This window comes from Helicobacter sp. T3_23-1056 (assembly GCF_053654535.1).
The window spans coordinates 21,641-34,839 of sequence record NZ_JBSIUU010000025.1; the positions used below are offsets into that span (position 1 = coordinate 21,641).

The 13,199-nt window shown below is 40.7% G+C and carries 10 protein-coding genes and 1 pseudogene; 4 read left to right on the plus strand and 7 right to left on the minus strand.

Annotated features, from left to right (window positions below; translation table 11 throughout):
• Nucleotides 1–48: 48 nt before the first annotated feature.
• The 3 genes from csx20 to ACWIUO_RS11155 form a co-directional block, all read right to left on the minus strand.
• Entirely contained in the window at nt 49–429 is a 381-nt protein-coding gene (gene csx20 / locus ACWIUO_RS11145; protein ID WP_454177966.1) for a CRISPR-associated protein Csx20, read from the minus strand.
• Between the two features lie 11 nt (nt 430–440).
• Nucleotides 441–1,721, minus strand: coding sequence for a CRISPR-associated DxTHG motif protein (locus ACWIUO_RS11150; protein WP_454177967.1), 1,281 nt, complete (start codon nt 1,719–1,721; stop codon nt 441–443).
• 584 nt (nt 1,722–2,305) lie between these two features.
• A complete protein-coding gene (locus ACWIUO_RS11155; protein ID WP_454177968.1) occupies nt 2,306–4,897 on the minus strand; it encodes an ATP-dependent Clp protease ATP-binding subunit in 2,592 nt (863 codons plus the stop codon).
• 389 nt (nt 4,898–5,286) lie between these two features.
• Here ACWIUO_RS11155 and ACWIUO_RS11160 point away from each other — a divergent pair, with 389 nt between their 5' ends.
• Nucleotides 5,287–6,672, plus strand: a complete 1,386-nt coding sequence (locus tag ACWIUO_RS11160) for a S41 family peptidase (protein ID WP_454177969.1) — start codon at nt 5,287–5,289, stop codon at nt 6,670–6,672.
• A 196-nt stretch (nt 6,673–6,868) separates the two neighbouring features.
• Here the strand turns inward: ACWIUO_RS11160 and glmU are convergent, their stop codons facing one another.
• A complete protein-coding gene (gene glmU / locus ACWIUO_RS11165; RefSeq protein WP_454177970.1) occupies nt 6,869–8,266 on the minus strand; it encodes a bifunctional UDP-N-acetylglucosamine diphosphorylase/glucosamine-1-phosphate N-acetyltransferase GlmU in 1,398 nt (465 codons plus the stop codon).
• A 257-nt stretch (nt 8,267–8,523) separates the two neighbouring features.
• On the opposite strand from glmU, the gene ACWIUO_RS11170 reads away from it, so the two are divergent.
• Nucleotides 8,524–8,700 (plus strand): hypothetical protein, encoded by a 177-nt coding sequence (locus ACWIUO_RS11170; protein ID WP_454177971.1) that lies wholly within the window; start codon nt 8,524–8,526, stop codon nt 8,698–8,700.
• Here the strand turns inward: ACWIUO_RS11170 and ACWIUO_RS11175 are convergent.
• Complete coding sequence (locus ACWIUO_RS11175; RefSeq protein WP_454177972.1) at nt 8,697–8,849, minus strand: hypothetical protein; 153 nt, start codon at nt 8,847–8,849, stop codon at nt 8,697–8,699. The genes ACWIUO_RS11170 and ACWIUO_RS11175 overlap by 4 nt on opposite strands.
• A gap of 31 nt (nt 8,850–8,880) precedes the next feature.
• On the opposite strand from ACWIUO_RS11175, the gene ACWIUO_RS11180 reads away from it, so the two are divergent.
• Both ACWIUO_RS11180 and ACWIUO_RS11185 read left to right on the plus strand, forming a co-directional pair.
• On the plus strand, nt 8,881–9,030 hold the full coding sequence (locus ACWIUO_RS11180; RefSeq protein WP_454177973.1) for a hypothetical protein: 150 nt from the start codon (nt 8,881–8,883) through the stop codon (nt 9,028–9,030).
• Between the two features lie 261 nt (nt 9,031–9,291).
• Nucleotides 9,292–12,210: a hypothetical protein gene (locus ACWIUO_RS11185; protein ID WP_454177974.1), complete on the plus strand. Its 2,919-nt coding sequence runs from the start codon at nt 9,292–9,294 to the stop codon at nt 12,208–12,210.
• Between the two features lie 61 nt (nt 12,211–12,271).
• Here ACWIUO_RS11185 and ACWIUO_RS11190 read toward each other — a convergent pair whose 3' ends face one another.
• Together ACWIUO_RS11190 and ACWIUO_RS11195 are read right to left on the minus strand one after the other, a co-directional pair.
• A complete protein-coding gene (locus ACWIUO_RS11190; RefSeq protein ID WP_454177975.1) occupies nt 12,272–12,712 on the minus strand; it encodes a hypothetical protein in 441 nt (146 codons plus the stop codon).
• A 126-nt stretch (nt 12,713–12,838) separates the two neighbouring features.
• A pseudogene (locus ACWIUO_RS11195) lies at nt 12,839–12,952 on the minus strand (IS1595 family transposase); the annotation flags it as partial.
• Nucleotides 12,953–13,199: the final 247 nt, after the last annotated feature.

Consider the following 13,199-nt stretch of genomic DNA (forward strand, 5'->3'; position numbering starts at 1 on the left):
TTTTGTAGTCGCAATCTATCACACACGATTTGCTAGTAAGCCCAAAATCTACTCGCCAAATACCCTAAATCGCTCGTGGGCAAATGACCTTTTGCTAATCGTTACGCCATTTTCTACCGCTTCTATGACTACGCGCTTTGTCGTGGCGTATATGGGGATTATGCCTAGATTTAGCGCGTATCGTATCATCGCATAAGTCGCACCAAAATCGCCTTGCACAAGCAAGTAATCCCCGCTTTTTGCGCTAGATTTTAGCGCGGTTTTAAACTCCTCTAAAATCTCATCTAAGCATTCTAACTCAGGCGGGATATTGCTCCATTTGTCATTTGTCAAATCTATAAAATTTTCTATGCCAAAACGCGTCCTTGCCTCGCTTTTTTGCTCATCGTTTAGTTTGTGATTTAGCAGGATAAATAGTGTTTTTTGCATTAGTGATTCCATTAAATATTTTTTAGACAATCATCTTTAATACATTTGCAATCAAAGTTGTTTAAAATTGTTTGCAAATCGCTTTGAATTTTTTGTGGCAAATCTTGTGCCGAAGTGATATGCACCAAACTATTTCTAATATCATTTATTTGCGTTGTGAGTTTATAGAGATATTGAAACGCATTTAAATGCTTTTTACGAATGATAGATTCCAACTCATCGATTTTGCTTTTATTTAAGTAAAATTTACATTCAGCATAACATTTATTTTTTTTAGATTCATAACTTTTGTGTGGTTCATCATTGCACATAAAATACATAAAAGATTTTACTGCTTGTTGCGCTTTGTATGGTTCGCCGTTTTTTTGTCGTTTTGTAAAATAGCCTTTTTGACTTAGTCTATCCAAAATATACAGCGAAATCGCTTCGCTAATGTATGTCGCGGATATTAGATAGTATTTTGTGGAGTGCATAAGTCGCGCTAATTTGTAATATTTATTATAAATTTTTGGTGTGTTTTGAATATCTTTAAAAATATCTAAAACAGATTCTACGCCCTCTAAAATATTCCCCAAACCGCTAAACGCAAAATTTGCCTTTGCCTTTTTTAGCTCTATCTTGACTTTATCTAGCAACCCAAAGATTTGACTAAACGCATTTGCGTGAAGTGCGTTTGAAAAATTTGCAAGCGTGATGATAAAAGGCTCATTGATTCTCATCTCTGGCACACGCAAAGTTTGCGTAAATGTCTGCAAACAAAGCGCAATAAGGCTTATTTGTGAGTATCGCTCCAAACTTGTATATTGAAACGAATCGCGCCCTTGTGAATCTTTGCCTTGCGTTTTTGCAAAAAGTAGCGTTATGGATTTTTTGGTATTTATTTGCGTTAGCGTGCTTGCAAAACTAGCAATAATTTGCTGATGACGGAATCCGTGTGTAATGTCTAAAATAATATTTTGAATTTCTGTTTTTTTAATAATTTTTAACACCTCATTGAAAATATCCTCAATTTCATTTGAATCTGACAACTCTATTGGCTTGTATTTTTCAAAAATCGCCTTGCTTTGTGGCAATGTGTCAAAAATCTCATTTTGATAGTCGATAGATTTGGCTGTGCCGATAAATGTATAAGTCGCATTTTCGCCAAAACTTTCAATCAAGCAATGCGTGGAGTTGTGAAAATCACCATTTTTTAGCGGTAAATCTAACGCAGAATCTTTGCTATAAATACTCTTTGAATCTTTGCCAGATATGCCCAAAATCGCTAATATATGGTATTTATGGCAGTCCATCTGCGCTCCTAGATTTTGTTTTTGTTGATTTATGATTTTTTAGGTTAGTTTGTTTTTTAAGCCATACAAATCGTGGATAAAAGCGTCAAATAAACTTTTTGTGGATAAAAGCACAAAACAAAACTTTGATTATAGCCAAATTATCAACGCATTTACCACGAGATTTAGCCCTTTGGTGTTTATTTTTACAGATTGCAAGAAAGCAAAATCTAACATTTGCGTGTTTTATGGATTCCATATTTATGGACGATTTTTGCCACATTTAGATTTTGTGTAAAAATGGAATTATCCATTCGCACCAACCAACACGCTATAAATCCTCATACTAATGCAACGAAACAACCAAAACTTCTATCATTATAATATTTAGCGTTAGCAAAATATCTCTATTGTTGTTTTGGATTTTATAGACACTTCGGTTTTTTTCAAAATCTAAGTATGCCAAGAATTAAGGTTTTTTATACTTCGCGCAAATGCCATTTAAGTATGGAAAATCACAATGACGACTTTTTTTTCGCTCACGATGTCAAAAGCCCCCCGCTTTAAAATTAGTCTTTTTTCATTAAAAATTAGTCATTTTTTAGCTACTTTGAGTGCGAAACCATCGCCTCTATCCCCTCTTTGCCCGCGCTAAATTCCACCTTATCGCCATCTTTTAGCTTATCTTGCAAGATTAGCTCGGCTAGCCTATCCTCGACTTCCTCGTATAATGCCCGCTTCAAAGGACGCGCACCAAACACAGGGTCAAACCCCACGCTAGCGATAAACTCTTTTGCACTAGAATCTAGAGTGATTGTGATGTCTCTCTCGCGCAGTTTGCTAGAGATATGCGCAAACATAATATCCACGATTTGAGCGATTTGCTCCGCTCCCAAAGGATTAAAAATCACCATATCATCAAGGCGATTGAGAAACTCTGGCTTAAAGTAGCCCTTTAGCTCCTCTTTTGCGGCATTTTCACGCTCGCTCTTATCCTCTATACTCATTATTTTATCGCTACCGATATTGCTCGTTAGGATAATAATGGTGTTTTTAAAATCCACCGTTACGCCCTTATTATCGGTTAGCCTTCCATCATCAAGCACTTGCAAAAGCAGGTTAAACACATCAGGATGCGCCTTTTCGATTTCATCAAAAAGTAGCACACAATAAGGCTTCCTGCGCACCGCTTCGGTGAGCTGTCCGCCCTCCTCATAGCCCACATAGCCCGGCGCAGCCCCCACTAGACGCGAGACTTCGTGCTTTTGCATATATTCGCTCATATCAAATCGCACCAAATTTTTCTCACTATCAAAAAGAAATCGCGCCAACGCCTTAGCAGATTCTGTCTTGCCAACGCCTGTGGGACCCAAAAATAAAAAACTCCCAATAGGGCGATTGCTATCGCTAAGCCCTGCTTTGTTGCGCTTGATTGCGCGTGCGATTGCCTTTAGCGCGGCACTTTGCCCGATGACAGATTCGCTTAGTTTTTCCTCGATTCCCAAAATCTTTTCTTTCTCGCTTTGGAGCATTTTTTGGATAGGGATTTGCGTCCAGCGACTAATGATTTTAGCGATACTCTCTTGGGTAACGGCGTTTTTTAGCAGTGTGCCACCCTCTTGCATTTGCTCCCATTTTTCATTTAAGCTCTTTTCGTTTTCTATCGCCTTTGGCAGCGTGTCATAATCGATTTTTGCCGCCTCTTCTAGCTTGCCCTCGCGCTTGCAAATATCGCTTTTGCGCTTTAAATTCTCGATTTCATCTTTTGCTTTGGCGATTTGCTCAAACACGCTCTTTTCGTTTTCAAATTTCGCTTCTAGCTTGGCTCGCTCCTCATCGGCGTTGCTGATTTCTTTTTCGATTTCTTTTAGGCGGTTGCTCGCTTGGGTGGAGTCTTTTTCCATTTTCAACGCCTCTTTTTCCACGCGCAAATTTTGCACCACGCGCTTGATGCTCGCTAGCTCAAAGGGCTCAGATTCTATTTGCATTTTTAGTTCAGCAGCGGCTTCATCGATTAAGTCAATCGCCTTGTCAGGCAAAAATCTATCCGTAATATAGCGTGAAGAGAGCTTAGCAGCCGCCACAAGCGCGGAATCCGTGATATTTACTTTATGGTGGGCTTCTAGTCGCTCTTTTAGCCCGCGCAGGATTTGGAGTGATTCATTGACACTTGGCTCATTTAACGCCACAGGCTGAAATCGCCGTGTCAAAGCCGCGTCTTTTTCAAAATATTTGCGATATTCTTTGAGCGTGGTCGCGCCTATGGTGTGGAGCTCGCCTCGTGAGAGCGCGGGCTTTAGAATATTTGCCGCGTCCATACTCCCTTCACTTGCCCCAGCCCCGACAATGGTGTGAATCTCATCGATAAACAAAATCACATTCGCGCACTTTTTGACTTCATCGACTACGGCTTTTAGTCGCTCCTCAAACTCCCCGCGATACTTCGCCCCCGCTACTAGCGCACTCATATCAAGCGCGATTACGCGTTTATTTTGCAAAGAGAGTGGCACATCTTTTTTGATGATTTTTTGGGCTAGTCCCTCTACGGCTGCGGTTTTGCCCACGCCGGGCTCGCCTAGCAAAATCGGGTTGTTTTTTGTCTTGCGGATTAAAATCTGCATAAGCCTCTGAATCTCCTCATCTCGCCCAATCACAGGGTCTAGCTTGCCCTCTATGGCTTTTGCGGTCAAATCGATTCCGTATTTGGCAAGGGCTTCTAGCGTAGAATCATCGTTTTGGTTTAGGATTTTGCTCCCTGCGCGGATAGATTCTAGCGTTTTGGCAAGCTCGTGCGTGTCGATATACTTGCCTAAAATCTGCTTAAAAGCCTCGTTTTTAAGGTTTGCGATGATGAAATTATCTAGCGCGACAAAGCTATCGCCATTTTGCGTGGCGTGGGCTAGGGCTAAATCTAGCGCGCTTTTTAGCTCTTTGGCAATCGAAATATTTTCGCTTGAAACGCCAGAGCTTTTTGGCAGGGAATCCACCGCGCTTTTTGCCTCCAGCTCTAAGGGGGATTTTTCTACGCCCATTTTGTTTAGGGCTTGGTTTAGCAGGCTTTGATGATTGGCTAGCATTGCCCAGATTATGTGCTTGGTTGTGAGTTCGGCATTGCTCGCGTGCAGGGCAAGCGAAGCCGCAGAATCAAGCATTTCTTTAAAATGATTGGTAAGTTTGTCAAAAAGATTGTTTTGCATTGTATGCTCCTTAGATTTTGTTAAAACATTAAAATTGCCGTATAAAATCGGTTTTTGTTTGGGTAAAATCAAACTTTATACGCAAGGCATTATAATACTTTAGTCTAAACATATAAACTTTTTTTACTGATTTATTGTAAAGGTTTTGCAAAATCTGTAATGAATCGTTATAAAATGCGCAAATTCTCGCTTGTTTTTTATCGTTTTTTTGTCGTTTTTGTGGGATTTGGCTTGATATTTGCTACAAGCTTTATACTTTTTGGGTAGAATACGCGTTTTTGTTAAGCAGATTTTGGGCTTGACAAAGATTTTGGCAATTTTGGCAAAAAGGCTTTATTAAAATTGCCATAACGACTATCCACAAAATAAAACGGGAGAAAAAAGACAAAATGAACACCATTAAAGAAGTAGGCACAAAAACGGGGCTAAAAAAATCTTTTGTAAATAAAAAATACTTTTTTTTAGGCATAGGCATAGCGTTTGTTTGGGCTTTGCTAGCATTTGGCAATGTATTTGCCATCGCCCAAGCCACGCAAAAACCACAAAATCCGCAAACAGAGCGCAAGCAACGCGCCCAAGCGATTGAGAAATTTTCTAAAACATTGTCCATCATAGAATCTTACTATGTCGATGAAATGGGTGTGGAGGATATTGTAGATAAAGCCATTGACGGACTTATAGGCAATTTAGATGCGCATTCTGCTTACTTAGATGAAAAAAAATACAAAGAGCTAAAAATCCAAACCAAAGGCGAGTTTGGCGGACTAGGAATCACAGTGGGGCTAAAAGATGGCGCACTCACAGTCATCGCTCCCCTAGATGATACCCCAGCCCAAAGAGCAGGGCTAAAAAGTGGCGATGTAATCCTAAAAATCGAAAATCAAAGCACCATAGGAATGAGCATAGATGATGCTGTAAATCTAATGCGAGGCAAGCCAAAAACCCCAATCACCATAAACATAGTCCGCAAGGGCGAGGGCAAGCCTATGGAGTTTAAACTTGTGCGTGATGTCATCAAGGTAAAATCTGTGTATGCCAAAAAGATTGAGGACACGGATTATTTGTATTTGCGTGTAAATTCATTTGATGAGAATGTAACGCAATCTGCAAGCGCAGCATTAAAAGAGCATAGCAAAATCAAAGGGCTTGTGTTAGATTTGCGAAATAATCCGGGCGGGCTACTTGACCAAGCGGTGGATTTGTCAAATCTATTTATCAAAGATGGCGTAATCGTATCTCAAAAAGGCAAAGTCAATGAGGAAAATATCAGCTACAAAGCCACAGGCAAAGCCCCCTATGCCAAACTGCCTATCGTGGCTTTGGTAAATGCAGGCACAGCAAGTGCTAGCGAAATCGTATCGGGCGCACTGCAAGACCACGGGAGGGCTATCGTGGTGGGCGAAGAGACATTTGGCAAAGGAAGCGTGCAAATGGTAATACCCATCAGCTCAAATGAGGCAATCAAACTAACCACCGCAAAATACTACCTCCCAAGCGGGCGCACCATACAAGCAGTAGGCGTAAAGCCCGATATAGTAGTCCATCCCGGTAGCGTGCCTCAAGGTGATAATGGGTTTGAAATCAAAGAAGCGGATTTGAAAAATCATTTGGAAAATGAGCTACGCAAAATCGACAACAAAGATGGCAAGGTAGCAGAATCCAAACAAGAATCAAAAAAGCTAATCACCCAAGCAGATATAGCCGATGACATACAGCTAAAATCCGCTCTAGACGCGCTCACTGCGTGGAATATCCTAGATAAAGCTAAGCAATAATTTGGGCTAGATTTTGCTAGTTTTTAAATCGTTGATTTTAATAAAATCTTGCGATTTGTAAAATCTATTTATGTCAAAGACTGCAAGCAAACTAGATTTTGCTAAATCTAGTTTTGCAAATGGCTACTTTTAGTTTGCAAGCAGATTTTGCAATCGAGTTAAAATCTAGTTTGCAAACGACTTGCACGCACAAATATCATTTATCCCCAAAAAATCTCTTAAAAAATCCTGCTTTATTGACTTGCTTTACGCGCGAAATCGCTAAATCCCCGCTTTTTATATCGTTTGTTATCGTAGAGCCAGCCGCGATTAGCACGCTAGATTCTACATTTACAGGGGCTACTAATTGCGTATCGCTACCGATAAATACATTTTCCCCAATGATAGTTTTGTGCTTTGCTTTGCCATCATAATTACAAGTGATGACCCCAGCCCCCACATTGCTTCCTTTTCCGATTTGGCAATCCCCTAGATAGCTTAGATGCCCAGCTTTTACGCCTTGTAGATTTGCCGCCTTTGTCTCTACAAAATTGCCAATATGCGTAGAATCTACCACGCTTTTTGGGCGAATATGCGCAAAAGGTCCAATATCACTAGAAATGATTTTGCTAGATTCTACTACACTATGGGATTTGATAAGGCTATCTTTTATTAGCGTTTTGCCTTTGATTACCACGCCATTTTCTAGCTCACACTGCCCGACAAACTCGACTTCTTCTTCGATATATATCGTGTGTGGCAAGTGCATTACCACGCCATTTTTCATCGCTTTTTCTCTCAAAGATTCTAGCTTTTTGCATTCTGCTTTTGCTAGCTCGCTTTTAGAATTTACCCCCATAAACTCATCTTTATCCCCGCAAAACGCGCTTATTTTTATGCCCTGTGCGCGTGCTAGGGCAATCATATCTGTGAGATAAAATTCTTTTTGTGCGTTATGGTTAGAAATCTTTGGCAATAGATTTTGCAAAATCCCTCTATCAAAGGCATAGATTCCAGCATTTACGATATTTACGCGCTTTTGGGGCTCATCACAATCTTTTTCCTCAATGATAGCCTCCACCTCCGCATCGCAAGCCCCACTAGCCAAATCACTAAAAATTACCCTCCCATAGCCACTTGGATTTTCTAGCTTCATCGTGCTTATGGCGATTTTGGCAGTGATTTTGGCATTATGCGGATTCAAAAAATGTGCGATTTTTGCAATCGTTTCCCGCGTGATTAGAGGCATATCACCATTTAGCACCACTACGCATTTGTGGGCAAAATCTATGATTTTTTTACTACTATTTTGGCTAGATTTTTCGCCCTCATTTACAAAAAACGCTCCACCTGTCCCCGGGAATGCTTCGTGATTTTGGGTATGAAAGGCTAGATTCCCCTTTAGCTCGCCATTTTCTAGGCATTTTTTTAGATAGGATTCTATCATTTCGCGCTTGTGATATAGCACGATATGCACATCATCACTCACGCTCAACGCCTCCCGCACAATATAATAAATCATAGGCTTCCCACATATCGTATGCAAGACTTTGGGGGCGTGAGAGCGCATACGCGTGCCAGCCCCAGCGGCTAAAATTATCACTGAAAAATCCATATTTATCCTTAGTTTATGTTTTTTGAATGCGTGGTGCAGAAGCAAAATGCCAAATTTTAGCACTTTATCCCAAAAATGCAAAATCTTTTAACCACGGTTAGTGAAATTTATGCCGTTGTTTGTTATTTGCTAGTTAGATTTTGAGATACTACACTTGCGATTAAATCTTGCAAATATTTTTGTCATTGCTAGCAAAACAAAATCAAAGGCTAGCAAACAAACCAAGCGTAACTTTTTAGAAAATCGCTAGATTTTGCGTGGCAATCTATCCGCTTGTCATTACGACAAACATTCCGTCATTGCGAGCAAATGCGACAGCATTTGCGTGGCAATCCAAGACAAAAAATGCGACAGAAAACATAGATTGCCACGATTTTGCTACGCAAAATCTCGCAATGACACCCACCCCCACCCAATGGGTTGCGAGGCGTTAGCCGAAGAAAAAAGCCCCCTCCCTTGCGGAGGGGGTTTGGGGGTGGGTGTCATTGCAAGAATTTGCGACTTTGTCATTGAAAGATTTTGCAATCTTGTCATTGCGAGCACAACTTGTTGCGCGTGGCAATCCAAAATCATAAATTACCAAAACACACATTTTGCAAATTTAATAAAATAGATTGCCACGCCGTGCAAGCACGGCTCGCAATGACGGAAGTAGAATCAATGCTTATAATGACGGCAATGACAAGCAGGCACTACCATACCTAGACTTTTGCAAAATACAAAAACAAATCCACGCAAAACTACAAACTCCAATAAATCTATGAAAATCTGCAAAAAATATGATTATTTACTACAAAGACGATGATAAAAAATCGCTATTTTTGATAAAAATCCTGCTTTTTTCTGCAAAAAATGTGTAAAAATCGCCGTTTTTTTTTTTTTTTTGTTTTTATTTTCAGCTACACTTAAGTTTATTTTGTTTAAGATTTACGATTTACAATTTATTTACCTTAAGTGAATTACTTCGGAAGTTTGATAAAAAAAACGCGCATTAAGCGCTATAAAATTTTGTAAGGACAAACAAAATGAAAAACACTCGCACAAAGCCTAAGCAAACGCTTGGGGATTTTTATATTGACAAAAATAATGTATTGCCACGCACAACTTGTTGCACTCGCAATGACGGCATTGAAAATCCTCTCAATAACTTTGAAAATTCTTGCAATGACAAATCTACCCACCCCCAAACCCCCTCCGCAAGGGAGTGGGCTTATTTTGGATTGCCACGCGCAACAAGTTGCGCTCACAATGACGACAATGTAAAAGATTGCAATGGCAATGCAAATTCTCACAATGACAGGGTTTCCGCCTCCATTGCGGATTTGCACACTTCTTGTCCCCCCTCCCTTGCGGAGGGGGCTTTTGCTTCCATAAGCAAATCATCATTGCGACCGTTGCAACGCAACGCGTGGCAATCCACGACAAAAAACATAGGTGGTAATTTACACTACAATATAGACAAAGTAGATTGCCACGCATTAGATTCTGCAAAAATGCAGAATCTAATTGCTCGCAATGACGACAATGCAAAATCTTTCAATGGCATTGTTTCCCCCTCCCTTGCGGAGGGGGCTAGGGGGTGGGTAAATAAAACCACTAAGCCCAAAAAACGCCTAGCATTATCCCTAGCCACTGCGTTTGCAAGCATAGCAAGCCTAGATTTTGCCGTAGCTGGAGAGTGTATATTAGCCTCCACAGGATATGGCTTTGGTAGCACACAGCAAAAAGTCTATTGCACAGGCTCATTTGCTAGTGCTAGTATGTTTGAGACGCAGCTAGAAAACGCAGCTAGGAGCGCGACACAAGGCGGGCTTTTCTACATAGGTGGCACAGATGACAAAAGTAGCCCCATACCCACTTCCATAGGCGCAGGCACAGCCACGATAAATTTGGCTAATCTAGGCACAGCACAATATGACTTTTCATTTCAATTTTTTGGTGTAAATGCACCAGATACTACACTAAAATTCACAGGCACTCACGCAAATAAACCACTTGGAATCCTTATGCCATATAGTGAAAAATCCGCTAATCACAACTCAAATGGCTCTATCTTTTTTGCGATGGAAATAGACACAGATGTAAATTATGCTAGCTATGGCGTAACAAATGTCTATGGCAGGGCATTATCGCTTAGCATACACGGAGGCACGCAGATAGGGCGCGTAGATGAAAGAAGCGGGGAATATCTAGGCGGGATAACCATAAATCAAGGCAAGACCGTGAATGCTATGGCTATTTATGGGGGGTTTGGAGGGACGGATAGAAGCTCATTTGTAAGCAGACTGACTAATGAAGGCACGATAAACGAGCTAAATTTGGGGTGGAAAGAGTTTGCGGGGGATTTTGCCTCTGTGCTAGGGCTATATAATATCGGCGGAAGCGGAAGCATAGGCACGCTAAATGTCTATCAAGCGACCCTTACGCTAAATAGCAACCCTAGCACTTGGAACAACCAAACACACACCACAAACATATACCCCGAGCATATCAGCGCGCAAACAATCCAAAAAGTAGGCGAAGTAGGCGCAGGCGCGATAAGAATCAACATAGGTGAGGGCGTAACGGACGCAAACAACACTTACTTTTATGACAAACTAATACTAGATAGCACAGGTGGCAAAAAAATCGGCGATGGAACAACAACAAGTAGCCTAAACTTCTCCCACCTAAGCGCAGGGCTAGGCACGGCACTGCACGATATGGGAGAAGGATTTCGCGTTAGCCCAGATATAGCCACAAGCTATGGGGCTTCGCTGTGGCGTATGATTACGATGAGCTATATGAGGCGAGCGGTGATGACGCAAAACGCGCTAGATTCGCTGATGAAAAAAAATTTTAGAAGTGATTTGTCAAAATACGCCCAAAAAGACAAAGAGATTTTCCTAAACCGCGCTAGAAACCAGCGCGATGTCGATAACCCCGCTAGAATCAATCGCTACTCCCCCGCTATGCGAAAAGCGATGAAGCAAGATAAATCCACGAAGCGAAAAACCAAGACAGATAAGGCGTTTTTGGACTATGGGGGCAACAAAAATCATATCGCCTTTGTGCTACCCTATGCGGCGCACTCTTACGCAGAGCTAGGCGTAGCAAGCGCGACAGAGTGGAGCGGAGGAATGATAGGTGGCGTGCAAAGGGCTGTGGGAGAGGGGATACTAGGTGGCTATCTAGGGTATGAATACGCCTATGTCGATGCAGAGCTACTCCGCACGCAAGCAACCGTGCATAATAGCTCTCTAAATATCGGCGCGACTTATTTCCAAAGCTTTGCCTTTGAGGCAAAGCCACAGGAATTTTATCTCAAGCTAAATCTACGCGCAGGGCTAGATATGCCATCATTTAGCGCGCAAAGCCCACTGCCAAATATCAAATTTAAACTAGAATCAAACACGCCTGATTCGATAATACCGCTGATATGGAGCGCGGGAGCATCTCTACGAAGTGGAATCAACTTCTATCAACTAAAATTTAATAGCTACATAGCCCCAGAGCTAGGGCTAAGCTATGATGTTTTGTCCCCGCTAGATATGAAGCTACAAAAGGCAAAATACAAACTAGGCGGCAATGAATACTACCCTATGCAAATGTGGCATCTCCCCCAAATCTCCGCAAGCGTGAAATACTACAAAGTATGGACAAAGGGCTTTAAAATGAGCGCGATAGGTGGGCTACGATATAATGTGCTAAATAAGCCTATTGGCGAGTTTAAAATCGGCGGGCTTAGCGGGAGCGGGGCAATCGCATTGCCGATACTCTATGGCAATATTGACTTGGATTTTATATGGACGCTAAAGCAAAATCACGAGCTAAGCGCGGGGTATAATGGGCTTTTTTATTCTAATTTTAATGAATTTGGCAAGGCAAGTGAAAATGATAGATTTCACGGGGTTAGCACGGCTTTTAATATGAAGTATGTGTATTGGTTTGGCGGAAAATCGTAAAGGTGGAAGTCTTAATTGTGGGAAATCTTTTGATTGTGAGAAATCTTAATTTGTGGAATCCTTAAAGGGCAGTCTTAATTGTGAAAGTCTTAAATGGGAGAGTTTTAATTTGTGGAAGTCTTAGGGGGGAAAATCTTAAGGGGAGAAGTATTAAAGAAGGGAAGTTTTTTGTGTAGAAGTTTAAGCGCGTAGTTATTGGTATTTTGTGATTGCGCTGTGATTTGGCAGTGTTTGTGATTTGTTTGCGCTGCGGTTTGGTTGTGCCGTGATTGCGGGAATTTGCATTGCGATATTTTGCGCTGTAATCATTGCTAGATTTTGCATTGCTAGACTTTGTATTGTCATAATTGCTAAATTTTATGCTATCGTCATTGCGAGATTCTAGGCTTTTGTCAAAAAGGCTAGAATCGTGGCAATCTATAAAAAAATTGTCATACTTCGGTTTCGCACGAAACCGAAGTATCTCTAAATACGCAAATAAACAGAGATATTTCGCGCCCACGCACTCAATATTACAAAGAATATTTCGTCATTGCGAGCAATTAGATTCTGCATTTTTTTGCAGAATCTAATGCGTGGAAAACTATGATTTTATCATTCTTAGCACATAATTTACATAAAACAAGGCTCAATTAAACTTAAGCAGATTTTCTCTTATCATTTTTAACAATATTTTATACAAATCTTGTTGTTGTATTTGAGCGTTATATCTAAATTCTGTTTCTTTTAAATGAAGCAAGAAATTTTGTAGCTTCAATATCTAAAACTTCTTGCAAAGCTAGAAATGCAAGTGAATATGTGAATTTTGATGACTAAATTTTGATAACCACAAAATCTTTGTAAAATTTTTGTAAAGCAAACACAAATTGTGCCATATAAATATTGGTTTTATGCGATTGTTTGCAAAATCTAGCATATAGTTTCAAGTAAAATTTGCAAAAAATAAAATTTGCAAAAAACACACAATGCTTCACAAAAACTTCAAAATA

Coding starts and splice junctions, on each gene's coding strand:
- glmU (WP_454177970.1), bottom strand. CDS start 8,266: ATGGATTTTTCAGTGATAATTTTAGCCGCTGGGGCTGGCACGCGTATG.
- csx20 (WP_454177966.1), bottom strand. CDS start 429: ATGCAAAAAACACTATTTATCCTGCTAAATCACAAACTAAACGATGAG.
- ACWIUO_RS11155 (WP_454177968.1), bottom strand. CDS start 4,897: ATGCAAAACAATCTTTTTGACAAACTTACCAATCATTTTAAAGAAATG.
- ACWIUO_RS11185 (WP_454177974.1), top strand. CDS start 9,292: ATGAAAAACACTCGCACAAAGCCTAAGCAAACGCTTGGGGATTTTTAT.
- ACWIUO_RS11150 (WP_454177967.1), bottom strand. CDS start 1,721: ATGGACTGCCATAAATACCATATATTAGCGATTTTGGGCATATCTGGC.
- ACWIUO_RS11160 (WP_454177969.1), top strand. CDS start 5,287: ATGAACACCATTAAAGAAGTAGGCACAAAAACGGGGCTAAAAAAATCT.